The 26,151-nt window shown below is 37.3% G+C and carries 18 protein-coding genes; 9 read left to right on the top strand and 9 right to left on the bottom strand.

Features of this window, described 5'->3' with window-relative positions:
• Positions 1–12: 12 nt before the first annotated feature.
• Entirely contained in the window at positions 13–855 is an 843-nt protein-coding gene (prs, locus tag E7Z59_RS08120; protein ID WP_136335820.1) for a ribose-phosphate diphosphokinase, read from the bottom strand.
• Between the two features lie 63 nt (positions 856–918).
• Positions 919–1,602, bottom strand: a complete 684-nt coding sequence (locus E7Z59_RS08115) for an NUDIX hydrolase (RefSeq protein ID WP_136335819.1) — start codon at positions 1,600–1,602, stop codon at positions 919–921.
• 179 nt (positions 1,603–1,781) lie between these two features.
• On the opposite strand from E7Z59_RS08115, the gene E7Z59_RS08110 reads away from it, so the two are divergent.
• The 4 genes from E7Z59_RS08110 to E7Z59_RS08095 all read left to right on the top strand — a co-directional run bounded on the left by E7Z59_RS08110 (position 1,782) and on the right by E7Z59_RS08095 (position 8,616).
• Positions 1,782–2,765, top strand: coding sequence for a hypothetical protein (locus E7Z59_RS08110; protein ID WP_136335818.1), 984 nt, complete (start codon positions 1,782–1,784; stop codon positions 2,763–2,765).
• 340 nt (positions 2,766–3,105) lie between these two features.
• Positions 3,106–4,692, top strand: coding sequence for a vitamin K epoxide reductase family protein (locus E7Z59_RS08105; RefSeq protein WP_136335817.1), 1,587 nt, complete (start codon positions 3,106–3,108; stop codon positions 4,690–4,692).
• Positions 4,693–5,128: 436 nt separating this feature from the next.
• Complete coding sequence (locus tag E7Z59_RS08100) at positions 5,129–7,324, top strand: peptidase domain-containing ABC transporter (protein WP_136335816.1); 2,196 nt, start codon at positions 5,129–5,131, stop codon at positions 7,322–7,324.
• Between the two features lie 2 nt (positions 7,325–7,326).
• Positions 7,327–8,616 carry an HlyD family efflux transporter periplasmic adaptor subunit gene (locus E7Z59_RS08095; RefSeq protein ID WP_136335815.1) on the top strand — a complete coding sequence of 430 codons (1,290 nt, stop codon included), beginning with the start codon at positions 7,327–7,329 and terminating at the stop codon, positions 8,614–8,616.
• 488 nt (positions 8,617–9,104) lie between these two features.
• On the opposite strand, the gene E7Z59_RS08090 is transcribed toward E7Z59_RS08095, so the two are convergent.
• The 7 genes from E7Z59_RS08090 to manA form a co-directional block, all read right to left on the bottom strand.
• Entirely contained in the window at positions 9,105–10,628 is a 1,524-nt protein-coding gene (locus E7Z59_RS08090) for a TlpA family protein disulfide reductase (protein ID WP_136335814.1), read from the bottom strand.
• A 1,583-nt stretch (positions 10,629–12,211) separates the two neighbouring features.
• The gene (locus E7Z59_RS08085; RefSeq protein ID WP_136335813.1) at positions 12,212–13,537 is read right to left on the bottom strand and encodes a DEAD/DEAH box helicase; all 1,326 of its coding nucleotides are present in this window, start codon (positions 13,535–13,537) and stop codon (positions 12,212–12,214) included.
• A gap of 402 nt (positions 13,538–13,939) precedes the next feature.
• Complete coding sequence (locus E7Z59_RS08080) at positions 13,940–15,454, bottom strand: sugar porter family MFS transporter (protein WP_242015634.1); 1,515 nt, start codon at positions 15,452–15,454, stop codon at positions 13,940–13,942.
• An 89-nt stretch (positions 15,455–15,543) separates the two neighbouring features.
• Entirely contained in the window at positions 15,544–15,654 is a 111-nt protein-coding gene (locus E7Z59_RS15500; protein ID WP_168731259.1) for a glycoside hydrolase family 30 beta sandwich domain-containing protein, read from the bottom strand.
• A 299-nt stretch (positions 15,655–15,953) separates the two neighbouring features.
• On the bottom strand, positions 15,954–16,838 hold the full coding sequence (locus tag E7Z59_RS08070; protein ID WP_242015635.1) for a glycoside hydrolase family 16 protein: 885 nt from the start codon (positions 16,836–16,838) through the stop codon (positions 15,954–15,956).
• A gap of 416 nt (positions 16,839–17,254) precedes the next feature.
• Complete coding sequence (locus tag E7Z59_RS08065) at positions 17,255–19,144, bottom strand: alpha/beta hydrolase (RefSeq protein ID WP_136335811.1); 1,890 nt, start codon at positions 19,142–19,144, stop codon at positions 17,255–17,257.
• 819 nt (positions 19,145–19,963) lie between these two features.
• A complete protein-coding gene (gene manA / locus E7Z59_RS08060) occupies positions 19,964–21,172 on the bottom strand; it encodes a mannose-6-phosphate isomerase, class I (protein ID WP_242015636.1) in 1,209 nt (402 codons plus the stop codon).
• Between the two features lie 595 nt (positions 21,173–21,767).
• On the opposite strand from manA, the gene E7Z59_RS08055 reads away from it, so the two are divergent.
• Genes E7Z59_RS08055 through E7Z59_RS08035 form a run of 5 tightly spaced genes read left to right on the top strand, consistent with a single transcriptional unit; the run spans position 21,768 to position 26,135 of the window.
• Positions 21,768–22,181, top strand: coding sequence for a response regulator (locus E7Z59_RS08055; RefSeq protein ID WP_136335810.1), 414 nt, complete (start codon positions 21,768–21,770; stop codon positions 22,179–22,181).
• Positions 22,181–22,720, top strand: a complete 540-nt coding sequence (locus tag E7Z59_RS08050) for a heme NO-binding domain-containing protein (RefSeq protein WP_136335809.1) — start codon at positions 22,181–22,183, stop codon at positions 22,718–22,720. The genes E7Z59_RS08055 and E7Z59_RS08050 overlap by 1 nt, the downstream gene beginning before the upstream one ends.
• 1 nt (position 22,721) lies before the next feature.
• Positions 22,722–25,097 (top strand): PAS domain S-box protein, encoded by a 2,376-nt coding sequence (locus E7Z59_RS08045; RefSeq protein WP_136335808.1) that lies wholly within the window; start codon positions 22,722–22,724, stop codon positions 25,095–25,097.
• 1 nt (position 25,098) lies between these two features.
• The gene (locus E7Z59_RS08040; RefSeq protein ID WP_136335807.1) at positions 25,099–25,419 is read left to right on the top strand and encodes an Hpt domain-containing protein; all 321 of its coding nucleotides are present in this window, start codon (positions 25,099–25,101) and stop codon (positions 25,417–25,419) included.
• Positions 25,420–25,430: 11 nt separating this feature from the next.
• Positions 25,431–26,135: a LytR/AlgR family response regulator transcription factor gene (locus E7Z59_RS08035; protein ID WP_136335806.1), complete on the top strand. Its 705-nt coding sequence runs from the start codon at positions 25,431–25,433 to the stop codon at positions 26,133–26,135.
• The last annotated feature ends 16 nt before the right edge of the window (positions 26,136–26,151 follow it).

The following is a 26,151-nucleotide window of genomic DNA, read 5'->3' as shown; positions in this document are numbered from 1 at the left end:
TTTAATGAATGATTAAACAACTACCTTATCCTCCAGGGGAACCTGGATCAATTGGGGGGATAGCGGATGATCGGTAAATGAATTTGTAGTGTATATCTTTTCAAAGACTTCACATAACTGTTCTAAGCCTTTGCTGAATATTCCATGACTTACTGCCAGGTAAAGAGGTCCTGCATTCTTTGCTTTTAGTGCTTTAGCTAATCCTAAAAAAGTCCCTCCTCCATCACAGATATCATCCACAATTAAGCAGGGTCTTGCCTGTAAATCATCCTGGTATACTGTGAATTTGGATATCTCCCCGGTTTGAACATTTCGGGATTTAGAACATTCAACCACATCATAATCTTTTAAATCCTGGGCTAACTTATAGATCTTCTTTAAAGCGCCTCCATCGGGTGAGATCAAATAGGTGTCAGAAGGAAGATCGGAGATGACCTCTTTGATAAAAGGGGTATTGGAAATTACTTGACACGAATCAAGTAAAGCAGGAGTAACATCAGAATGAGGATCAAAGAGGGTAACCTTCTCGAAGCCTTGAGCATTGATGATATCAGTATACACTTTCACCGTTAAAGGTTCCCCGAAAATCATCACCCGGTCTTGACGGGCCGCAGGAAAATACGGAAGTACCAATTCCAAATGTTTAACCCCCAGCCTTCGTAAGGCATCAACAGCCAATAGTATTTCACCCAACGCTTCAAAACTTGAAGCCCGATGGGTGATGATGACTTTATCACTAGCGATGTGAGAGGTTATCCGAAGATGGGCTTCTCCTGCTGGAAACCTGAATTTGGTGAAAGGAATTTGTTCCAGTGCTGGAAAAGGACGAAAGTCGGAATCAAGATCGAATGTCATTTTGCGTAATTTTTACACAAAGTAAAACAAGTTTTCGATACCTGCAACTATATTGTGTAATTTTTACGCAAACTTTAGTTCAAAATGAAATCCTTCAGCTAAAAGCTCGTTATATTTATCTTCTATAAAACGGAATTTATTCGCTGGTCTACCCATACCTTCCCTGCGGAAAGTACCCAGGTCCTCTAAGAATCCAAAGCTTAAAATTTTCTTCCTGAAGTTTCTACGATCAAATGCCCTACCGGTTATGGTCCTATACAAACCTTCCATTTCGGAGAAGAAAAACTCTTCTTCCAACAAGTCAAATCCAATGGGTTCATAGTGAATCTTCGCTCGTAACCGTTCCAGACCTTTCTCAAAAATAAGCTCGTGATCATACCCTAAGGAAGGTAATGCATCTATTGGAAACCACTGAGCGTCCAAAGCATCTGTGTCCGCCTTTAGCTCCAATCTTTTAGGATCTACCAACCCCAAATATGCTACGGCTATTACCCTACCCCTGGGATCTCTTTTGATATCATCTCCAAAAGTATAGAGTTGATCCATATACTCTAATTCTACATTGGTTTCCTCCCGTAACTCTCTTTTCACTGCATCCTTTAAGGGCTCATCATCTTGTACTAATCCCCCTGGTAACACCCAAGAGTCGGCCATAGGTCCAAACTTTTGTTTAATACATAAAAGGAACAAGGTTTCCTCCTTATAACCGAAAACAACGGCATCAACAGCTACTTTTATATCTTGCATTGAAGAATTATTTTACGTCTAATATACATAAAACCTATATAATTTGACATTTCGATAAAGAGAGGTCAACTATGATATTTTGAAAACTATAACTAATTTCTAACCTCAAAGACTAATCTATTTACCTTAAATAGATTTTTTTCTATATATTAGGATACAATCCTCTAATCATATGTATCATGGTCGTGACCAAGGAATTTTTAAAAAATATGGAAGATGCCTATTACTATAATTCTGCATCTTCTTCTGGTTATTGTCCTGAGCGCTCATATGAGATGGTAAGGGCACTGGTAAAAGGGGAATCATTATATATTGAATCGGATAATTTGGAAATTAGGACTATTGAAGAGTACATGGAATGGAAGAGACCATATGATTATCTTAACGTAGCAATTACTTCTGAATGCATTACAAGGGCTAAAATAGAACTATTTCCTACCTGGGAAGAGATCCCGAGGAAACTAAAAACAAAAGGCAATACTAGCCGTAAAATGGTTTCTATTGAATACCTAAAAAATATGGAAGACCTTTTTAATCGAAATACACCTTCCACGATAGGTGGTTTGAAATACTTATCATATGAAATGGTCAAATCGTTGACAAAGGGCATCCCCTTGTTCCTAGAAGATGAAGGACGAACGATTACTTCTATTAAAGAATACCTGAATTGGATCAAACCATACAACTATCTGAAAGTTGGCAATACCAATGAGTTTATCAATGAGGCGGAAAAGGAAGTGAAACGTGAACAGGAGGAGGTAAAAGACGCTCAAGCAAATCAGAAGGCTATACTTGAAGGTATCTTAAGAGAGATTCAGTATATTCAAATTGAAAGGAAAAAACTGTATGGAAAAAAAAGCAATCCTGATTTTGAGGTCACTAAACACTTCATTGAAAAAATGAAATCGATGTATCAATTAAGCAAGGGACCTTCGTTTGGAGTATGTGATATAATGCAGTACAAGTTGGTAAAAACATTAGTATGCGGTGGATCACTAATCATTGAAGAAGAGAATAACCTAATTATTGATTCGATTGAAGCTTATTCGAAATGGAAAAAACCATACGAATATTTAAATTTCATCAATACATGGGATTTGGTAGTAAAAGCTATCTATGAACTTAAACAGGAACTACCGTTGGTAAAAAGTAAACTTAGATGATGCCTTAATACTTTCTAAATTCTGAATTTAAATTGAGTCTCTATTACCTTAACATATTATAAGTACAATGAGAACGAGATTTCGAATCGATTGGACAAACATCCTACATATATCTGAATAATTAATTACGTATCAACCTCACTTAGCATCATATAAAGGAGAATCGAGCTTTTAATACATCCGGAAATATCAGATAAAAGTGGTTTCAAATCCGTATTGGGAGATCCTATCATTTAGTATAATTTCGATATTTCATCGAAAAAAAATTATATATTTACAGAAATTTCGTTAAATATAATAATTTACTCACCTCATTTATACCGATTAAAAAACTTAATCTATGGATAACTGTAAATCTGTGGCTGAAAATTTACTAGCCGAGCTAAGAATAAAATTCACAAAAAAATTTATAGAAGATTCAATCTTATCACATCCAGATCATCCCAGCTTATTATCTATTTCAGACACATTATCTAAGTATAACATCGAAAATCTTGCGGTAAAGACTGAAAAATCAAAGCTTCAATCATTACCATTGCCATGTATAGTTCAATTATCCGGCCAAAACAATAAGTTTTATGTATTAGTTGAATTTTCTGACCAACAAGCTATATATATTGATGACAATAGAAAGAAGCAAAAAATATCGGTGAGTAAACTTCTTAATAAATGGACCGGTATATGTCTGCTAGTTGAGAAAACTGAATATTCTGGGGAACCCAATATTAAAAATAAATTGACCAAAAAAAAGTGGCTCAATTCTCTGAAATGGTCTGTAATCCTATTCTTTTTATTTTGGTTTACTTTAAATTTTGATTTTAGTCATTTAATCAACCAATCCAATTCCATTTGGATAGTAGCTTACCTTATTACTAAAGTAATAGGACTTTCAATAGGAATTCTGCTGCTTTGGCATGAAATAGATGGTAACAATCCTAAAGTTCAAAGTTTTTGCTCCAGAGGAGGGAATAAAATCGATTGCGATTACGTCTTAAATTCAAAATATGCAAGATTATTTAATGGTAGTTTAAGTTTATCATTAATTGCATTTTCCTATTATTTTGGAACTTTATTGTATGCTTTATCCTATGAAGTTTCAAGTTCTTCATTAGCAGTGTTATCCTACTTAAATTTTCTTACTATTCCAGTTATTTTTATTTCTGTTTATTTCCAAGGAGTTATTATAAAAAAATGGTGCTCATTATGTATAACAATTCAAGGGGTGCTTCTCATAGAATTGATCATTGGATTAATAGGTGATTTTAATACTGGCAAAATTGAATACAATACAATTCCTTTAATAATTAGTCTTTTTCTATTTCCTGTTCTTATTTGGAATATATTATTTCCTATTCTATTCCAGAATAAGGAAGTATTTCTACATAAAAGAAATTTAAGTAAAATAAAATATAATAAGGATGTGTTTCATGGGCTACTTTCAAAATCGAGAAAAATAAAATCGATAAATAAGGAATTAGGTATTCTATTTTTAAATCAAAATACGAAATACCATGTAGTTAAAGTATGTAATCCATATTGCGGGCCTTGTTCAAACGCTCACCCAATTTTGGAGGAATTGATAAATAATGGGAAAATTAGTTTACAAGTAATTTTCAATGCTACAACTAATGAAAATGATATTAAAACAAAACCTGTTAGTCATTTCTTGGATATTGCCTCTACTGGAAACGAAGAATTAACTCAAAAATCACTTAATACCTGGTATTCATCCAAAGATATCACTTATGAGGATTTTGCTGAAAAATTCCCAATGAAAGGCTCGATGGAGGAACAACATGATAAAATAATGGCCATGGAAAAATGGTGTAATGACGAGAATATAACCCATACACCTACGATCTTTATAAATGGGTATGAATTACCACGTGAGTACAATATTGAGGATTTAAGAGATGTACTAGTATAAAATCACCTTTTTAGGTTAACGAAATTGCTTTCGCGAAGCATGGACTGAAACCTTGACAGTCCTTAATGTTCAAGGCAAAATTTATATTAAATATTTTGTTTTATTATGAGAAATTTAAATTTTAACTCAAGTGAAATTTTGAGTAGAGACCAATTGAAAACTGTTTTAGGTGGAGATGGGCAATGTCCAGGTGGTGGAATCCCTTGTTCATGTTCAGGTAGTGATCAAATCCAAGTTATTGGATGCGCAAGTTCCGTTCAAGCGTGTTTCGATTTCTGTGATTAATCTCAACTTATGCCTTGGAGGTTATTGCCTCCAAGGTATTTTCATCCCTTGAGAAAGGCTATAATTTCATCTTTGAAAAATTCAAACTATTGAAAATTTAAATTTCATTTAAAAAGAATTTAAATAAAATCTCTTCTAAAATTAATCTACATTGTTAAACGGATTCCCCTTTTATAAACAACCTGACTCCAAAGATTGTGGACCAACATGCTTGCGTATAATTTCAAAATATTACGGTAAGATTATCACTCTCCAGGAAATCAGAGATTTAGCAGAAACAAGCAGAGAAGGGAGTAACTTAATGAAATTAAGTGATGCTGCTGAGGCAATCGGATTTAAAAGCATAGGTGTTAAAATAGATTTTGAAAAACTTTCACATGCCCCATTGCCATTAATTATTCATTGGAAGAGAAACCATTTCGTTGTTGTCTATAAAGTAAAAAAAGATTCTGTTTATATATCCGATCCTTCCTATGGATTAATTAAATATCATAAAAAAGAATTTCTAACAAATTGGATAGGCGAGGACTCTAATGATAATACCAAAGAAGGAATCGCATTGTTGCTGGAGACTTCAACAAAATTTAAAGACGCAGAATGGGATACAACGCAAAATAAATCACTCAAATTCCTTTTTAAATATCTATTAGGATATAAGAAATTAATTGTTCAATTAATACTAGGCTTATCAATTGGGAGCCTCTTACAATTAATTTTCCCTTTTTTAACTCAAAGTATTGTTGATATCGGTATACAAAATCAAGATATAAATTTTATCTACATTATTCTTTGTGCTCAATTAATGTTGTTTCTAGGAATTACCAGTGTCGAAATATTTAGAAGTTGGATATTACTACATTTAAGTACAAGAATAAATATTTCTCTAGTTTCAGATTTCTTCATCAAATTAATGAACTTACCGATCGCATATTTCGATACAAGAATGACTGGAGATATTATGCAAAGAATTAACGACCATGGCAGAATCGAAAAATTATTAACTAACTCAACTTTGAACACTCTTTTCTCTATGTTTAATTTAATAGTTTTTGGGATTGTACTCATAAACTATAGCATGTCCATTTTTCTTATATTTTTCCTTGGTAGTACTTTATATATAATGTGGGTCATGTACTTCTTGAAAAAGAGAAAAGAATTGGACTACAAAAGATTTTTTGAATTAAGCCAAGAGCAAAGCACTGTAATTGAGATAATCAATGGTATGCAAGAAATTAAAATGCATAATGCCGAAAAACAAAAACGTTGGAAATGGGAATTTCTACAAGCTAAATTATTCAAAATTTCTATTAAAAGTTTAGCTCTAGAACAAACTCAAAGTGTTGGTTCATCCATAATAAATGAGCTTAAGAACATTATTATAACATTTACGTCTGCAATGCTCGTAATTGAAGGTTCAATAAGTCTAGGAATGATGCTCTCCATACAATACATAATAGGGCAATTAAATTCACCCATAAGCCAAATGGTTACATTTATTCGTTCATACCAAGATGCCAAAATAAGTCTTGAAAGACTTTCTGAAATCCACGATATAGAAAATGAGGTTGACACAAATAAGCAATACATAAAGCAAATACAAAAAGATCAAAATTTGGTTTTAAATAAAGTTTCTTTTAAATATTTAGGCAATGATAATAATGTTATCAATAACCTGTCGATTGAAATCCCTGCCAATAAAATAACTGCAATCGTGGGATCAAGTGGAAGTGGAAAAACAACATTAATGAAATTATTGTTGAAGTTTTATGCTCCTCAAAAAGGGGAAATTTTATTTGGGGAAAATGATTTAAAGAATATTTCCCCAAAAATTTGGCGTGAAAACTGCGGAGTTGTAATGCAAGAGGGGTATATTTTTAATGATACTATTGCTCATAATATAGCGGTAGGAGTAGACTCTATCGACCAAGAAAAGTTAATACAAGCAGCAAAAGATGCAAATATCTATAATTTCATACAAATGTTACCTCAAGGTTTCAATACTAGGATAGGAAACGAAGGTAATGGAATTAGCACTGGACAAAAACAACGCTTATTGATCGCTAGAGCAATCTATAAAGATCCTTCCATTTTATTTTTAGATGAGGCTACTTCTGCATTAGATTCCAAAAATGAGAAAGTTATAATGAATAATCTCAACTTATTTTTTAGAAATAAAACAGTCGTGATAATAGCTCATAGGTTGAGTACAGTTAAGAATGCAGATCAAATAATCGTTATGAAAGATGGTAAAATTAAAGAATTAGGAGTACATAATGAATTGATAGCTTTAAATGGTATTTACTTTAACTTAATTAAAAATCAATTAGAGCTAGAAAAAATAAATTGAAATTGAAAAATAAAAATAATCTTAAATTACGATCTGAAGAGGTACGCGAAATCCTTACTAAGCCACCTTCCTGGATTATTAGATCGGGAATGTCACTTGTCTTTTTATTTTTTACTATAATTTTCACATTATCCTTTATTATAAAATATCCGGATTTAATTAAATCTAATGTAGTAATTTCAACATCAACCCCGATAGAACAGGTTTTAGCTAAACAATCAGGTCCACTGGATAAAATATATGTTAAAAATGGTGAGCAAATATCACCAAATCAAAAGTTAGGGATAATTCGAAATACAGCAAATACTGATCATGTATTAAAATTGAAAAGAATTATATATAAAATTGACATTAATTCCAGTAATAACTTTGATGCAATTGATTCTCTTACAAAGTTAAGTTTGGGAGAAATTGAGGATGAATTTATATCCTTTAAAAAAAGCATATCAGACTTTAAACTATTTAAAGATCTGAATCCTTTCGCTAACCAATTACAAAGTCAACAAACAAGCTTAGAAGAAATAAAAAAGCAATTATCCTATCAAGAAAGATTAAAATCATTACAAAAAAGAGAATATAACCTCGAAAAAATTAACCTTCAAAGACATAAAACATTACTGGATAAAGGAGTTATTTCTAAAATGGATTACGAGAGAAGAGAGTTGGAATTTATTCAAATGGAAAGAAAAATTAATCAAATTTCAATAACAATTTCTCAAATGAAGGAAGCCATTTCAAACGCAAATCACAAATTAATTGATATTCAGATAAATAGAAGAGAAAGCCAGGATAGAATTTCCAAAAATTTAATCCACTCAATTGAAATCCTTAAAAACAAAATTAAAGATTGGGAGTATAAATATCTTCTTAAATCGACTATTGGAGGAACCGTAAGTTTTCAAGAATATTGGGCCAAAAATCAAAATGTGAAATCAGGAGATATAATCTTTTCAATTTTACCTAAAAATAATAAGGAACTAGTAGGTAAATTAACTGTGCCTTCCAATAATTCAGGCAAATTATTACCTAACCAGAAGGTAATAATTAAACTAAATAATTATCCATATCAGCAATATGGAATTTTAGTTGGAAAAGTTTTAAATATTGCTATTTCACCGAACAAAGATGGTAATTACCTAGTATATATAAACCTCCCTCAGGGTAACGTAACTTCGCATGGTATAAATATTGGATACGACCAAGAAATGCTAGGTCTTGCAGAGATAATCACAGAAGATTTAAGTGTTGCAGAAAGAATTTTTTATAGAATGAAAAGTCTATTTCAATACTAATTAGCCATGTTAGAATTAACTCAAATTAATAAATAGGCCATTTACTCGTTCTCAATCAGATTAGTCTTAATATAACTTTCAAAAAACAATTCGAAGTTTAATTTAGTGTGACTAATAAATCTTTGAAGTCTATCCCCAAAGCTCCCCTGGCAATACTCTCCGCCTATTAGACTAAAATAAAATATATTTTGGTCTATAATTAAATAAAAAATTCCAGGTGACGTCTTCTAGATTTCTACTAAGGTTTGATGAACTTAATGCCCTATTGACAGCTAATTCATTCCTTGGCTTGATCATCTGGAGTGTATTATAATTGAACCTGGAAGAGCAATGATAAAAATTTGGAAAGGATTCATATGAAGAAAAATAAAAAGTTTTGATAATAAAAGTATTATAACTCGTATAATAAGATTTTTATAACTCTTTAATCAAATTGTTGAGAGTGTTTTGAATTATAAGCAAATAGGTATTAAAATATACTTAAAAGTTCAATTTAACAATTCCAATAACTTTTGTTCTGTTTTACCACTACTGGGTCGGGGAACATTGTCATCTAGTATATTTCCATTTGTATCAAAGAGCAAATACCTCGGAATAGTAATATTCTTGGATATTCCTGAACCCTTTGGGAAAAAGTCCGTTAAATTGTCAGTTGCAAAAAAATGGTTTCCAACTAAATCGTGTTCAATCACTGCAGATTTCCATTTTTCATAAGATTTTTCTTTATCTATACTCACGTATAACATTTCAACTCCGTTTTCTACCAAAAAAGAATTCAATTCTTTTTTATGCGTAAATTCTTTTATACATGGAGAACACCAAGTTGCCCACATATCAACTAAAACGGTTTTCTTAGGAAATTGATTTCGAACCAAATCAGCTATATTATTTTTTTCATGAATTTGAATTACTTTTAATTCATTTTTAGATCCGGTGTAAATAGCTGAAGTGGGTTTCACCTCTTTAAGATTATCTTTTAGGTTAAGTATTATTTGATCTTCTGAGAAATACTTTTCTTTAAAAACTTCGATATACGGACTTTTAGGAAAGTATTTTTTAAACATGATATAGTCGCTATAATCTGTCTGAAAATTATTAACTTCAAATGAACGGTTAACCATAATTGTTAAAGATTTCATTACCTTTTGTATCTCAATTGGTGCCATTGAGTTATGCTTAAGCTTGTCATCCCATAATCCAACAAGATTCTCAGTTGGCTTCATATTAGATTTCAATACTCCATTTAGCAATAGCATACATTTGTATTCTGAAACTACCGATCTAGATAACATATCTATTCGTTTATACCTATCACTAAATGGATCGTATTTTGTGAAAAAATAATGTAAAATTTCTTTGTCATTCTGGCGTGTTACCTCTCCATAAATTCGCCCATAAATGTGGAACATTGCTGATAGTACACTTGCTTCCGACGTTTTTTCCACTAAATCATAAAATGAAGGAGATATTTCATGGTTATCTTTCATTTTTCTGAAGGGTTTCAAAAGACTATCCTTAATACGTTCAGTGTTTTCAATAACCAGTTTCGATGGAAGATCTTTGAATTTATAAATAAGTTCAGCAAAATAATTGACCTTTCGTAGGCTAGAGGTTTGAAATAGTGTATTTCCCTTAGCGTTTTTACCTTTAAATATTACTTGATTCCGATTTAAGGAATCTTTACTAACAAAAAAGTTTATTTCAGCTCCAGGATCACATATTATCTTAGTTTTCGGGATTATAGTGCTACCTAAAATCGTAATTATGCCGGTTTCTCTAAGTTCAAATTCCTTTTGAAATGATTTTTCATTTACAATTACAGAATCATAATTAAAAAAATAGTGTTCTGGATTATCATCAAAAAATCTACAAAAAGAAACAGTCTTATTATTAATTTTATTTTGGAAATTACCTTTGATTGTTGTCAAATGTGAGGTATTATGTTTGTCACATGAAATAAACAAACATGATATAACTAATAATTTAAGGAGTGGATTTTTCAATATTTTCATGAATTCTTCAATTTTATGATCGTTAGAATAAGAGTAATATAACTCACAACGTTCTCCAATAAATACGTAATTGATTTAACCTTTCTATTGTTTAGACAACCTGTCACTTATATATAAGCTTTAATTGTTCGGTTATAAGGGGTTTCTTTCTCCCAAACAATATTGCGTTTAAGCTCTTGATAATGCAATCTAGATTTACAACTGATACAATTTTATTTTACTTGTTCTAAAATCAAATAATAAAATATAAATTTACCTTGAACATTAAGGACTGTCAAAGTTTCAGTCCATGCTTCGCGAGAGTAATATTGTTCATACGGCCAAGTTTATTTCCTTGGCCGTTTTATTTTATAATCTATAGTTAAAAGTCAAATTCTTTAGATTTCTATCCTAAATGAGTTCAAATTTTGTAATATTATTTTGCATGGAATACCTTTTTCCGAACAGATGCAAATTTGAACAAAAGTAAGAAAATTCATTATATAAAGAAATTTTAATCCATTAATGTGTCAGCTTTAGGCTAACCATACCATTAACGCTTTATGCACTGCAACCCATCTTTAGCAATAGTATAGTTCTTACTTCAAGGCAAATCGGTGATTTTAGATTTCAATTGAATTCATTTTCAATAAAAGAGATATTTGAAATGTTAATCTTTGTTAAAAGTGGAAAATTCGGGGGAGTTCAATTCTAATATCCTTGGACCCCCTTATTACCAGTACAAAAAATACATTTTGGGAGGGTTCCTCTTTCTCCGCAAAGAAAACCGGAACGGCAACGTTCCGGTTTTTTTATGCCCATACCTGAGCGAAGCTTGCTTCAGCGAAAGGTTGGGCATAAAAAAGCCGAGCCCTGCGAAAGCAGGAACGGTTTTCTTTGCAAGGCCCCCCGTTTGGGTTCTTGAGCGAAGCGAAAAACCCCTCTGATATTCCATACGAAACTGATATTTGTTAGCGTAACGGGCATAAAAAAGCCGAGCCCTGCGAAGCAGGGAGGGTTTTCTTTGCAAGGCTCCCCTCCGGGATCACGAGACCTGCAAAGCAGGGCGAGTAATCCCGAAATTAACAGAAAGTATTACAGCTTTAAGCCAACCACCCCGCCCTACGGGCACCCCTCCTTGCAAAGGAGGGGGTAAATTCATTTCCAAATTAAAATACGGTCGCAGCCTCCGGTTTTCTTTACGCCATCGCGCCAGCTGGCCCCTGCGCAAAAAAGGTCTTCTAGACCTTTTTTCAACGCTTGGTACTCCTCCCGGGATCACGGAAAATACTGAGCATTTTGAGTAATCCCCGGGAGGTGACAAGTAACAAGTAACAGGGGTAACATCGAATCATGGAAAGACGTTAAAGTCCAGTGAAAAACACCCCAGAACCACCCCGCACTTCTTGCCAGCGCGCCGGCTGGCTCTATCGCTAAAAAGGTCCACGGGACCTTTTCTTTACGCTCAGCCCCCTTAGAAAGGAGGGGGTAATTTGCGATTTCAATGTAAACCGATTAAAAAGGAGAGGAATAAATTAGTTAAGTAATAAACTGTAGTAGCAGCCTTCCGGTTTTCTTTGCCTACAACCCACCAGAAAGCCTATCTACTTCTTCTTGTTCTTCCCATACCAACGTCTTTTTCCCTTAGAGCCTTTTGCCCCATCTGATGACGATGGTTTACGATTACGTGGGCGGGAAGATGATGAAGTTCCGGCAGTCCTTGCTGAGTCATTTCGACTGCCTCGGGAAGCAGAAGATGCTGTTCTTCCTGAAGATCTTTCTCCCGACTGTTCGGGAAGCTCACTCGGATCTATTTCGATACGGCTAGAGGGAATGCGCTGGGAGGTGAATTTCTCTATGGCTCTCAATAAAGCAACTTCTTCTCCGTCAACCAGGGAAATGGCCTCTCCGGATGCTCCGGCACGTCCTGTCCGACCAATACGGTGTACATAGTCTTCAGGGACATTGGGAAGCTCAAAATTCACTACATGGGGCAACAGCGGTATATCTAATCCCCGTGCAGCAATGTCTGTGGCAACGAGCACCCGTATGGCCCCCGACTTGAAATCAGCCAGCGCCATGGTTCGGGCCGTCTGACTCTTATTACCGTGAATAGGGGCTGCTGTAATGCCCTGATTAACCAGTTTTTTACACAACTTGTTGGCGCCGTGTTTGGTCCTGGTAAACACCAGGGCCTGCTTCCAGTTCTCTTCTTTAATTTTATTGATCAAAAAGATCGGTTTAGCTCGCTTATCAATAAGAAATGCTTTTTGCTCAATGACTTCCACAGTGGTATTCTCAGGGGTGGCTTCCACCAATACCGGGCGATGCATAAATCCTCGAGCCAGATCTTTGATCTCGGGAGAAAATGTAGCAGAAAACAACAGGTTCTGTCGTTTTGAAGGCAATAAAGCCAGGATCTTTTTAATATCCCTCAGAAAGCCCATATCCAACATCCGGTCTGCCTCGTCCAGTACAAGAATTTCTACCTGGCTAAGCGACAAAAGTCCTTGCTGATGCAGATCCAGAAGTCGGCCCGGGGTTGCGATAAGTACGTCGACCCCTCGTTTTAATCCCTGTACCTGGGGGTGTTGACCTACGCCTCCAAACATTACCATTGATTTCAATGAAAGGTAGGCTCCGTATTGCTTCACGCTCGCTTCTACCTGGGCTGCCAATTCACGGGTCGGAGTAAGTACCAGTGCTCTGACAGGACGGTGGCGTCCGGAGGCAGATTGTGAAAGCAATTGGAGCATAGGCAGGGTGAAACCAGCGGTCTTACCGGTTCCTGTCTGGGCAGAAGCCAGCACATCTTTCCCTTCTAAAATACGGGGAATAGCTTTTTGTTGTATGGGTGAGGGTTCAGAGTATCCTTGTTGGCGAACCGCCTTAAGCAGGGACTCAGACAGCCCCAGGGAAGTAAATGACATAAATGTATATTGTGCAGGCTTTCATTTATAATACGGCCCACGATTGGCCGTAAAGGTACGCTTTTCCTTTGAACCCCGAAGTTACAGGTAACAGGTGACAAGTGACCAGTGACAAGTGACATGAAAAGTACATAAAACCTCCGGTAGAGCAAGGCGGCCTTCGGCCACCCGAGAACCACACCACCCTTCTTGCCATCGCTCCAGCTGGCTCTATCGCTAAAAAGGTCCACCGGACCTTTTCTAAACGCTCTGCCCCCTTAGAAAGGAGGGAAATAATTTAGTTTCTAAATAAACTGCAGTGATAGCCACCGGTTTTCTTTGCTCTACCTCTCTTAATTTTGTCTCAAAAAAAGTCCCACGTTCTCTCGTGGGACCCTCAAAATATATTTTAGAAATAGCCAATTAATTTACAAATAGTAATTCTTCTATCTCTTCCAGGCTTTTTCCTTTTGTTTCAATAACATATCTCATCACAAACAACAGGGCTAATACCGCTAAGACCGCATAAATAGCAAAAGTAATGGTAGGTCCCAGGTTCGAAAGTTCCCATGGAAAGAATTGGGTAACTGTATAACTCACCAGGGAGTTAAAGAAGCCCACCACTGAAATTGCAATCCCTTTAATATTTCCGGGAAAGATCTCTGAAAGCAGCGTCCACATCACCGGACCTAAAGAAATGGCAAAAGCAGCCACATACAGCAAAATAGCAATCAGCACTAAAGTGGCATTGATGGAAATAAACTTTTTAGCTTCATTCCTTTTAAAATCCTGTAATTGGGCCTCAGACAGCAAGGGTTTAAGGTCATTTGTAAGGTCCTTTTGAGAGGAGTATGTATTTCCCTGCAGAGAGGTTATCGAGGTTCTGATTTCTTCTGAATTGACCTGACTAATGGCTTCAGGAGTTAAGGTATAGGTGGCCTTATAAAAGGCAAAGGTAGCCATAGATAACGCAATGGCCATAGCCCCTGTGCCAATAATTAAAAGGGGTTTTCTTCCGAGTTTATCGATCAAACGGATGGCTACAAGGGTAAATACCAGGTTGGTTAACCCTACAACGATCGCTTGCAAAAAAGAGGAGTCGGTACTACCGCCTGCCTGCTCAAAAATAGTAGGGGCGTAATAAAAAATAGCATTGATCCCCGTGATCTGCTGGAAGAAAGCAATTCCCAGGGCAATAATCATGATGGTTCGCATACGATGGCTGAGCAGGTCGGAAATTGTTCCCTTGCGCTCTTTCTTATCCATACCTCTTTCTATCTCACTAAGCGTCAAATCGGCATAATCCTTCCCTCCAATCTTTACCAAAATCTTTTCAGCGGCTTTTTTGAGATTTTGACTCTGGATAAGCCAACGTGGACTCCTTGGTACGGAGAACAAGGCCAGAAAATAAATAAAGGCCGGTATGGCCTCGACACCTAACATCCACCTCCAGCTCTCGCCTTGGATATCTTTAAGGAAGTAATTGGAAAAATAGGCTACGGAGATACCTATTACAATATTAAGCTGATTCAATGACACCAGGCTTCCCCTTAATTTCGGGGGCGCGATCTCGGCTATATAAACCGGTGCTATAAGAATGGCACCTCCAATGCCCACTCCCCCAATAATACGGGCTACCACAAACTCAACATATCCGGTGGCAAGTGCCGACCAGGTGGCTGAAACCGTGAACAAGATAGCGGTAACGATCAATATTTTTTTTCGGCCAAAGCGGTCACTCAGAGGACCTGCCGAAATGTTACCGGCCATAGCACCGAAGATTACACATCCCACAGCAAAGCCCAGTTCCCAGTCTGACATTTCAAAATACGTGGTTATTCCATTCACTGCACCGGAAATTACGGCACTGTCGAATCCGAGAAGAAAACCTCCTAAGGCAACAACGAGGCTTATAAAAATAGTATACCCTTTATTCATAGTAAGTAAGGTTAGTTGGTTAGTAGACCAGGGTTTGCATGGCATGGGCCGAGATCTGAAGGTTTAATTCGTTGTTGCCCACCACCAGCTTATAGCTGATCATTTTGTTCGGTTGCATTCATCACAACGGTGACCATGCTACCATCGGTATTCACAAATGTAGTACTTTTCAGGCTACTTCTGCCGGTGTTTGTACTCACCCGATGGCTCCCAGGTGTATATACCTGGAAAAGCGGACTACATAATAATATGTTGGCATAAAGATGAATTCATCGGCCTGAATATTGGCATGGATCGGAGCAAAACAAAAGTTCCCTTCATGGTTTGGCTCAGGGTTGTACAGCCATCGGTTCGTTTTCTGCGGTAAGACCCCAAAGCGGAATCAGGCTTGGCTGTTTTGGTTCAAGACTCGGCACAAGAAACATGAAAATAGTGAACCAAAAACACTGTTGAAAAGGGTCATTTAAAGTTTATTCTGATCCGGATTTTGATGAAAGAATTATTTTAACGTTTCGTGTTTCACCCAATCTACTTCCATCACCCAGGTACCTTCCATGGGGCTGTCAGTGATCTTGGCAAAATTCAGGATGGCGAACATGGGTTCAGGGTATTTATCGCCCTGACCTTCGTTTCTGTAGATCTCTTCCCCATCCAAACGATACACCAGGTCACTTCCTTCCCACTCTACAGAATACTCGTGATATTCATCAAGAGTTGCGGGAAAATCCTTTCGCATACTCCACCAGTCTCCTTTATCACACTCTCCTTCACTTTTAATAGCTCCGGTGGTAAAACGATCTTTATGGTGATCACCGTGATGCTCGAAAATATCAATTTCTCCTGAACCTGTCATTGGCCAGCATATGTTTTCATCGGCCTCTTGTACCGGCGATTCATTATTTTTAGCCCCCAACAACCACCAGGCAGGAAACATACTGGCTTGCCCGTTATTGTGAATTTTAAGTCTTGCTGTCCACTTTCCCTTAACAAATTCACGCCTGTTCTTAGTTACGATCCTGGAGGAAACATATCGTGTATCCGGGTGTTGTTCCCCATGCTTATCTAGGTTATCACAAGGTAACTCTTCCTCTAAACGAATAACCTTGAGCTTTAAAGAACCATCACTTACCTCTCGGGTTCCATATTCGCCCTCGGGGACATAGCATTGAAACTCGTTATTGACCCAGATGCGCTGATCTTGCCAATGGTCTTCATTAAATGAGTTGAAATCATCGAAAAAATCAACTTCCCAGGTTGAATCGGCCGTGGCAATTTCAGTTGATACTGTAACTTCAGCTCCTTTTCCGGACTCGGTTTTACATGATAATTGTACTGTGACTATTCCGATAAGCATTGATCGTATCAAGATTTGTACTTGTTTCATCCTATTGTATTTAAAAGTTTTTTAATTCTTATTAGCAATGATACTGTGCATAAAACCGGAAGGTCACAAACTCTGAGGTATTTCCCTCGGCATCGACAGCGGTTACTTTACTATACTATTGTGCACCTGAATCTACTGGTACCTCCAGGGTATTCAGGTACGTTTCTTCTGCTTTATTCAGGTTGAAAGGCTTGATATAGTATTTTTCAAGAGACTTCAGCGTTCTGAGCAAAAGATGTAAGAAAGGTAGTTTCTTTTTTCGGGCGTTCAAAAAATAAACGGGTGTATTCTAATAGCCATTCGGTCCTCTATACCCATGGTCAAGGGGTGTATAATTTAACCAAAACAAAGTCGATAAAAGAAACTGCTCTCGGGGAATCAAGAGCTTTAATGCACCTTAACCTTGTTACTGTTAATTATAACACAGGATAAATATCAAATGTCAAGGCGGTGATTAGAACCACTATCGATGAAAGTAATACCCCTGTTTGCCAGAAACTGTATTTGGAGGTACGAAAAATTTCATAAATAAGGTATAGGGTCAAAGCCAAAATGAGCAGTGAAACCCAGGGTAACCAAAAAGCTGAGGGTACTAAGCCGAACAGTAAGGTTAACCCTCCCTCCTGCATGGTCTGAAAACTATAATAGGCCAGCCCTGAAATAAACAACAGTATACAAAATGAGGTCAGGAACATCACAGATTGAAATCCTTTTCTTCGAATCGCCCCGATCAATTCTTTGAACAAGAACATCAGGCTAAGTAAGAATGGGAATAGTAAAAGACATATCCAGAGGGCATTTTGCTTTAAGGCAATTTCTCGAATCAGGACATTTACTTTTGAATTCTTATAAATTGAATTGGTAAATTCTATGGGAGAGGCTTTCAGTTCGGCAATACAATCTGCTTCCGGTCGCTTGGATGGTGATTCAATAAAATCTTTGAACATCTTCCTCCCGCAAGGAGTAGAAAACGCCCCATGACCTACGTTTGGGTATTCAAAATAGAAGCTGTTTACGTATCTCTCATGCATCACCCGACTGTATTTTGCAGGGGTGATAGGGTCATGAGTTCCGGCCACTACCAGGGCCGGCACATCACTGGTTACCGGAATTGTATCTCTCGGATTATAAGTAATGGTGTTGTCGGTCATGAAAAAATCTTCAAACATATCGAGCATCGTGAACTCAGGGTTGCTTTTCTTTACAACATTATACTCTGCTGTAAATTTTGCCTGCCTTGCTTTCCAATCGTAGGTGTAATTTATAATGGAGGTTCCGTTAACCATTTCTATTATATTTTTGAACCTTGGCAACAAGATTTCAAAGAAATCAAGTTCATACGCCATAAAAGCCTCAAGCACTAACGGAATATCTTTGAAGTTAGAAGCAGAATACAACAATCGATGAATAGCCCCATTGATCTCGTAATAATTAAGCATTAATGCTTCTTCACCCTCTACCTTCAAAGGATTATCCATGGAAGCTTCTAAAAAAGCGTAAAATCGCTCCTTTAAATTTGGATAAGCCTGTTCACACTCAGGATCTCCAGCACAGGCCTCCAATACTTTTTCTAACACATCCATGTAATGCAGTGAGCCCTCTCCATTCATATAATCTCCCATAGGTACATTAGAATCGCTGAAAACAGATCTGACCGTAACCTTAGAATCCTCAGCTGCACGCAGAAAACCCTGGATTCCCATGGTTCCATTAGAGATACCAAATAAATTTACTTCTTCATAACCTAACTGTTCCATCAGTATTACAGCATCTTTAGTCTTGACTGCAGTACCGTATAGGCGGTAGTCAATGCCCTGCTCTTTAAGTTCCTCAAAACAAGAATAAAGTTGCTTATTATGCTGATCGCTAATCTCCTTAGGACTCAGATCTTGTTTGACCAATTCCCATTGTTGCCTGCCCAGATCAGGGCATAGATTGGGGGTTGAATATCCTGAACCGCGATAATCATATACAATGATATCCCTGTTCTTCACCGGCATCATTTGCATATGTATCATGGTTCGATGAATATCGGGCAATCCCCATCCCCCGTTAAAGATCAGTATAGGGTCCGGTTCAGGATGTTCTGCTGTACTTTTAATGATGCTAAAAGCGACCTGGATATATTTACCACCAGGCTTATTGTAATCTTCAGGCACAGTAAGGTGTCCGAACTCAACGTTTGGAAAATCTTCGAACTGTTGGCAATCTTTAAGAAAACAATCTTTCTTTTCAATGGTAATCTCTTGCTGACTTAATGCATGAAATGAAATGGAAAAGAGCAGGAAAAAAATACAATTCTTCATCAGGTTTTATTAGGCTAGGTTTACAGTTTAATCAGAAGTACAAATACATCAATGACCTGAATATTGATTAACCAATGCTCCGGAGGTTTAGCGATCATTTCCTTGTTGTCAGGTTTTCGACATCGCCAGACTCTATGATTAATTTGAACGGCCTTTCATGTAACGTTAATTCTCTTTTATTCTTTTTCAGTACCATTTTGGCCAAGTCCTTTCCGGTTTGATCCATCCAAATAAGTGAGTCACCTGGTCTGGCAGGTTGACCTGTCTAAACATGGAGAAATCATTGACAAAGGTCACCCTTATATGATTTATGCTATCAAGTTCAAAGGTCACAAGCTCCCTTTGCTAGTACCCAGCAATACATGGCCATAATTTGAAGTAGCATTCAAACTTCGATTCACTACTACCTGATTCCATCTTTGCGTATCGAAATAGTCTGTGTTTTCAACTCTCTTAACCTCAAAGCTATGCACATCATATGCTCCTTCAATTTCAATAGGAGAAAAGGTGTTTACTAGTCGTAATAACATTTATCAATATCAGATTTTTCTTACTTAGAATTAAAAATAGTTATTTTTCCTGAATATGATGTCAGGCTGCTATAACTCTGATTGGCATGCAATAACAAGACCTGTTGCCCCGGATGCATAATTCCATTGGGATCAGGTGATATAAACCAAATAGCCCGATCAATAAATAATTTAGTTTTGAACTTGACAACCCCGGCCTTCGGCCAACCACCCCGTTAATGGCCATCGTAGCTGCTCCGCCCTGACTACCGTCAGGTGAATACGCTATAAACATCCACCTGCTGTTTTATTAACTCTTGGTCTTCCCCCGGGTAGCTTTAAATACTATAGCCTCTGAAGATGCGCTTAGGTCGTATTCACATTCTGCGCCAATGAAGACCGACTTTCCTTTTTTCAGTTGCATTCGGTGACCACAAGGCTCATTCAGCACTACCTCCCCTTTTATCACCAGCAAAATTTCGCAAGCGACCGCCTTTGATTTATAGCTCCTGCCCAAGGGGAGATCAATACGGCTTATTTGAAAGTCAGGGGCCTCACAATGGTATATGCGCTCCATTTGGTCGGCCTGAAGAGTCCCTCTTAAAACCGAAGGTATGGTCTCTTCAAAATTTATATGATTCAAAAGTTCAGGAACATCCACATGCTTGGTTGTCAGTCCACCCCTAAGAACATTATCTGAATTAGCCATTAATTCAATATTCTGCCCCTTCAGGTAAGCATGGGGTACCCCGGCAGCCTGGTATATGGCCTCTCCCCGCTGTAATTGCACCAAATTAAAGAAGTAAATAGAATAGATTCCTTTATCAACAGATCGGGTACTGCCGAATTGCAGGGCCGCCTTGGCTGCCCAGAAGTGAGGAGATTGTTTTGATAATTCACCTCGTTGATATTGTGGAATAATTCTGTCAAGCAATGGTCTGAGGATGGCATTTCGTTCCTTTTCATGCTGATGCATCACCTTTGTGTATAACCCTTTAAGTCCCCCCGACAGTAATTCGGGAATCAGGCTATGGAATTCAGGAACGTCCCGCATTCTTTTTAAAAGACCATCTGCAGGCATAAATCCGTGAAGAAGCCAGAACTCACTCAGAGCCACCATAATTTCAGGTTTGTGGTTGGCATCCTTAAAATTCCTATGGGGATGGTCAAGAGGAATCCCTTGTGAATTTTCCTGATCAAAACCGCTGACTGCAGCCTCCTTGGAAGGATGTACCTGGATAGAAAGCATATGCTCGACATCAAGAACTTTGAATAAAAAACTCAATTCTGATTCAGAAACAGCATTTTTCTTTAAAGACTTCAGATAAGTTTGCAGGGCAATTTCCCCCTCAGGGAATACAAGTTGGGAAGGCCCTTTGCTATGAGTTCCCAGCCAGTATTCAGCAAAAGGATTACCATTTTTTTCAATCCCTAATAATTCCGGCACAAAATCTTTACCACCCCATGCATACGATTGAATTTTTCCATTTAGTGCGTATGCCCTTCTCAATGAGTTCATCTTTCAAAATTTTAAGTTTTAGTCTTCTTGCGAAACCAAAAGCTTCCAATTAATTAAGGAAAGTAATGGATTCGTTAGATAAAAGTATCTCGCAGTCTAACAACATAATTGAGAAATTAGATAAATAGTAGAACTACTGTCGGCGAATGGTAAACTACTGTTGTTTAACGTTTTGAATCGTGCAGGTTCATCCTTCGGACGACAGATTTTGATAGCTTCAGTCCATCCATTTTTGACCGGAACCATGGAGGAACGGAAGGCAGGCATTCCGCTGGATTCTTTTGTAAAACATTTCCTTTTAAGACGGGCGATTTATAGCAACCCAAAAAATCATCACCTACGAAAGGCTGTATGGCAATATGTACTCCAAAGGCCTTCCCTGCTCTATGGATTCTTGCAAATGTCTTGACCCTGTTCTTTCCAATAGTTTATCTAACATATTTGTCGGTCCAGGGATTAATAGACGGTTCAAATTACCATTCGTCGACACTTATTGACCATCCACCTTCACAGATCGCATTATGAACGAAGATATGAACCCAATCAAGAATTTTATTAGATTTTTGAGTACTTGGATCCAAAGTGCATATAGGTTATGAGAAATAAATTAAATATACTGTTCATCGAGGATGATGAGATTGAAATCATGAAGCTTCACCGGACTTTAGACAGTCTTGACATTAAACATGTTGTTACTGAAGCCCGGGACGGGCAGCAGGCCCTTACACTTCTTCAGGATAAGCAGAACCTGCCGGATTTAATTCTTTTGGATCTTAACATGCCCATTATGAATGGTATTGATTTTTTAAGGATATTAAAAGACGATGAGCTGTTAAAATTTATTCCCACTATTATTTTAACAACTTCCAACAACAGAAAAGATGTATTGGAGTGTTATAAAATAGGCATTGCCGGTTACATGATAAAGTCTTTAAAATATAATGACTACGTTGAAAAACTAAAGTCGCTGCTTGAATACTGGAGTATGAATGAATTAATAAAAGCCTGATGAAAGGAATTGTTTTTACCGAATTCTTAGAAATGGTCGAAAATGAATTCGGCCTTGAGGTGTTGGATAGTATTATTGAAAATTCTGAGCTGCCTTCTGAGGGGGTGTATACCTCTGTTGGCACCTACGATTTTATGGAGATGCAAAACCTCATTGTCAATCTTAGTAAAGAAACCGGTCTTGAGGTAGACGCTCTCTTACACGCCTATGGGCGGTATTTCTTTGATGTGTTAACCTCGCACCATCAGGATATCTTCGACCTGTATTCCTCTCCTCTGGATATGCTCGCCTCCATTGAAAACCACATTCATGTACATGTCCGAAAAATCTATCCCGGCGCAGAACTGCCTACCTTTCAGATCATAGATCTGCAAAAAAATTACCTTGAAATGATCTATTATTCTGATCGTTCGATGTACATGTTTGCCAAAGGACTCATGGAAAGAACTTTTGAACATTACCATTCGGGATATCAAATTGACCTGGAGAAACTTGCCCCGGATGGAAGTAAGGTCCGGTTTAAAATAGTTACACAATAATATGCAGCTAACCAGCAGGATTGAAGTTCTTGAAAGAGCCTTAAAGAGGGAGAAAGCTGCCAGAAAGGCGGCCGAAGCCATTTTAGAGGAAAAATCTTCGGAGTTATACCAACTCTCACAAGAATTAAAACTATCCAACCTTAAACTGGAAGAGTTACTTAGCCGAAAAACTTCAGAGCTCAAAGGAGTTTTTGAAAATATCAATGACGCCTATGTAGTGATGGAGCTTTCCGGCGACGTCATCAAAATGAATGATGCCGCAGTAGATTTGTTGGGCTTTGATGTTAAGAAAGAGCCTGTAAATCTGATGCAACTGGTGAAAAAAGAATACCTGGACTATACAGTGAATGCCTTCAGGGAATTATATACCAAAGGACAATACAAGAATTATAAAGCAGTAATTCGCACTAAAGGAGGCTATGAAAAAAATGTGCAAATCAACGCCAGTATTATCCGTAATAAGCAAGGAAAACCTATTGCAGCCCAGGGTATAGCAAGGGATATTACCCAGGAAACCAAGATGAAAAGATTAATGGAGCTGCAGAAGCAACAACTGGATATCATTTTCAAGAATTCCCCTATAGGAGTGAGTCTTATTGACCCTGATGCACCCGGCTTCCTGATGGTGAACCAAGCCTTGTGCGAGATGCTCGGATATGAGGAAGAGGTATTAAAAAAGCTGACCGTTAAAGAACTCACGCATCCTGAGGATCAGGAAACCTCTGAGAAAATGATCAAAAAGTTGTATACAGGTGAGCTGGATACTTTTATAACCGAGAAGCGTTACATTCAAAAATCAGGCAGTACTCTCTGGGCAAAAACCTCGGTAACTGCGGTGAGGGATTACTCCGGGGAAATCGAATACCAGGTAGCTACCATTGAAGATATTACCGAACAAAAACTCGCCAACGAGAAATTAAGGGAGTCTGAAAACCGTATGTCTACGCTGATTATGAACATGCAAACCGGGATCCTTCTCGAGGATGAAAACAGGAAAATACAAATCACCAACCAGCGATTTTGTGAAATGTTCGGAATTCCTGTTCCCCCGGAAGCCATGAAAGGTGCCGATTGCAGTCAGGCTGCAGAAGAATCAAAACACCACTTTACAGATCCTGAGAATTTTGTCAGCAGAATAACCACTATCCTTAAAGAACGAAAAACAGTTATCAGTGAGGAACTAAGGCTGGTCAATGGCAAGATCTATGAGCGAAGTTATATTCCAATATTTTCAAAGGGTCTATATAAGGGACATTTATGGAGTTATGATGATGTAACCCTAAGAAAACGGTATAAAGAAAATTTACAGGCTCAAAAGGATAAATACAGTAATATCATTGCCAATATGAATCTTGGCCTGATAGAGGTTGATAACGAAGATTGTGTGCTCTTTGCCAATCAAAGCTTTTGCGACATGAGCGGGTATAGCCTGGATGAGCTTCGGGGAAAAAAAGCTTCAGACCTTTTACTCCTTGAGGAGTTTAAGGATGTATTGTCTGGTAAAAATAAGAACAGAACCTCTGGAATTTATGATTCCTATGAGGTGAAAATTCGAAATAAAAAAGGGGAAATCAGAGATTGGTTGGTTAGTGGAGGGCCAAATTATGATGTCAATGGACGTATCATAGGGTCTATTGGTATCCACCTGGATATTACGGAACAGAAGCAACTGGAGGCTAAAAAAAATGAATTGCTTGAAGACCTGGAAATCAGGAATGAACAATTAAACGATTACGCACATATTGTTTCTCACGACCTGAAATCACCATTGCGAAATATTTCGGCTTTGCTTTCCTGGACGAAAGAAGATTTCAGGGATAAATTAGGAAGTGGTAGCTTAAAGAACATTGAACTGATGGAAAGCAAGGTAGAACAAATGGACCACCTTATAGAAAACATCCTTAAATATTCCAGTATTGAAGCGAAGAACCTGAGGAGAGAACGAATAGACACTCACCAACTGGTAATGGATATTATTTCCATGATTTATATTCCGGATCATATCGAGGTTCAAATTGTACACCACCTGCCCGTTATTTACGCTGATTCAACCCGCATACAGCAACTTTTCCAAAACCTGATCAGTAATGCCGTAAACTATATTGATAAGCCAAAAGGTTTGGTTACTATTGGCGTTGAAAAAAATGACAAGGAATATATTTTTCACATCAGCGACAACGGTTGCGGGATACCTAAAGCATATCACGATAAGATATTTAAGATCTTCAGTTCTGCTAATAACAATGCTAACAAATCTTCAGGGATAGGACTCAGTATCGTGAAAAAAATTGTGGATCTTTATGATGGCAGGGTTTGGCTGGAAAGCACCCCTGGTGAAGGCACCACCTTTTTCTTTAGTATACGACAAAACAACTAAAATGAAAGATCACCCGAACCTATCTTATATTCATCAACTTTCCGGAGGGGATAAAGTATTTGAATACAAAATTTTTGAGGTGATCAAAAAAGAGTTACCCCAGGAATTGCTTGCATTTAAGCACTGTATTGAAAAAAACAATTTCAAAGAGGCCTCCTCTGTGGTGCATAAACTAAAACACAAAATAAGTATTTTAGGAATGGAGCAAAACTATGCCCTGGCAGAAATCTATGAAAAGGAATTAAAAGAAGGCATCAATAACGGCCAGCAGGAATTTGAGGAAATTCTTCAGGGAATGCTTACATTTATAGAGCAGACCTAAATTATCTATACATGAAATGTTTAGTCATTGATGATGAAGAAACCGCAAGAGTAATCATTGAAGAACTTATTGAGAAGAATCCTCATGTTGAACTTGAAGAACGGTTTTCCAATGCTATCCAGGCAATCAAATACCTGAATCAACAGTCTACAGATCTGATCTTTTTAGATATTCATATGCCTGAATTCACAGGATTCGACCTGATCCAAACCCTGAAAACTCCTCCAAATGTAATTCTGACTACCTCCGACAGGAACTTCGCCATAGAAGCTTTTGAGTATGAATGTATTGTAGATTACCTGGTAAAACCCATCACCCAGGATCGCTTTGACAAAGCAGTGCAGAAAGCCTTGTCAAAAAAATCAGTGAAAGCAAAAGGCTCCGATGGTGAAATCACTAAAACGGAGAATGATCTTTATGTGAATATAGACCGCAGGCTTATTAAAATTGACATTCCCAGTATCTATCTGGTCCAGGCGAAAGGAGATTACATTCAGATTAAAACCTTTGACAAAAACTATATTGTACACTCAACGCTGAAGAAAATCACCGATAAACTTCCGGACGACCTTTTTCTTAAAGTGCACAGATCTTTCGTTATCAATACTAAACATATCATAGATATAGAAGATAATAGTGTCTTAATAGAAAAGGATGTAGTGCCCGTTAGCCGAAGTAATCGTCCTGAACTCATGAAAAGGCTTAACCTCCTGTAAACCGTTCATCTTAATT

It is taken from the genome of Robertkochia marina (assembly GCF_004799345.1).
GTDB lineage: Bacteria > Bacteroidota > Bacteroidia > Flavobacteriales > Flavobacteriaceae > Robertkochia > Robertkochia marina.
This window is presented reverse-complemented; position numbering and strand designations above follow the sequence as displayed.

What these genes read in the sequence shown, in the direction of transcription:
- E7Z59_RS08115 (WP_136335819.1), bottom strand. Translation starts at nt 1,602, where the DNA reads ATGCAAGATATAAAAGTAGCTGTTGATGCCGTTGTTTTCGGTTATAAG.
- E7Z59_RS08065 (WP_136335811.1), bottom strand. Translation starts at nt 19,144, where the DNA reads ATGAAGAATTGTATTTTTTTCCTGCTCTTTTCCATTTCATTTCATGCA.
- E7Z59_RS08090 (WP_136335814.1), bottom strand. Translation starts at nt 10,628, where the DNA reads ATGAAAATATTGAAAAATCCACTCCTTAAATTATTAGTTATATCATGT.
- E7Z59_RS08045 (WP_136335808.1), top strand. Translation starts at nt 22,722, where the DNA reads ATGCAGCTAACCAGCAGGATTGAAGTTCTTGAAAGAGCCTTAAAGAGG.
- E7Z59_RS08050 (WP_136335809.1), top strand. Translation starts at nt 22,181, where the DNA reads ATGAAAGGAATTGTTTTTACCGAATTCTTAGAAATGGTCGAAAATGAA.
- E7Z59_RS08035 (WP_136335806.1), top strand. Translation starts at nt 25,431, where the DNA reads ATGAAATGTTTAGTCATTGATGATGAAGAAACCGCAAGAGTAATCATT.
- E7Z59_RS08105 (WP_136335817.1), top strand. Translation starts at nt 3,106, where the DNA reads ATGGATAACTGTAAATCTGTGGCTGAAAATTTACTAGCCGAGCTAAGA.
- prs (WP_136335820.1), bottom strand. Translation starts at nt 855, where the DNA reads ATGACATTCGATCTTGATTCCGACTTTCGTCCTTTTCCAGCACTGGAA.
- E7Z59_RS08070 (WP_242015635.1), bottom strand. Translation starts at nt 16,838, where the DNA reads ATGAAACAAGTACAAATCTTGATACGATCAATGCTTATCGGAATAGTC.
- E7Z59_RS08085 (WP_136335813.1), bottom strand. Translation starts at nt 13,537, where the DNA reads ATGTCATTTACTTCCCTGGGGCTGTCTGAGTCCCTGCTTAAGGCGGTT.
- E7Z59_RS08110 (WP_136335818.1), top strand. Translation starts at nt 1,782, where the DNA reads ATGGTCGTGACCAAGGAATTTTTAAAAAATATGGAAGATGCCTATTAC.
- E7Z59_RS08080 (WP_242015634.1), bottom strand. Translation starts at nt 15,454, where the DNA reads ATGAATAAAGGGTATACTATTTTTATAAGCCTCGTTGTTGCCTTAGGA.
- E7Z59_RS08040 (WP_136335807.1), top strand. Translation starts at nt 25,099, where the DNA reads ATGAAAGATCACCCGAACCTATCTTATATTCATCAACTTTCCGGAGGG.
- E7Z59_RS08055 (WP_136335810.1), top strand. Translation starts at nt 21,768, where the DNA reads ATGAGAAATAAATTAAATATACTGTTCATCGAGGATGATGAGATTGAA.
- manA (WP_242015636.1), bottom strand. Translation starts at nt 21,172, where the DNA reads ATGAACTCATTGAGAAGGGCATACGCACTAAATGGAAAAATTCAATCG.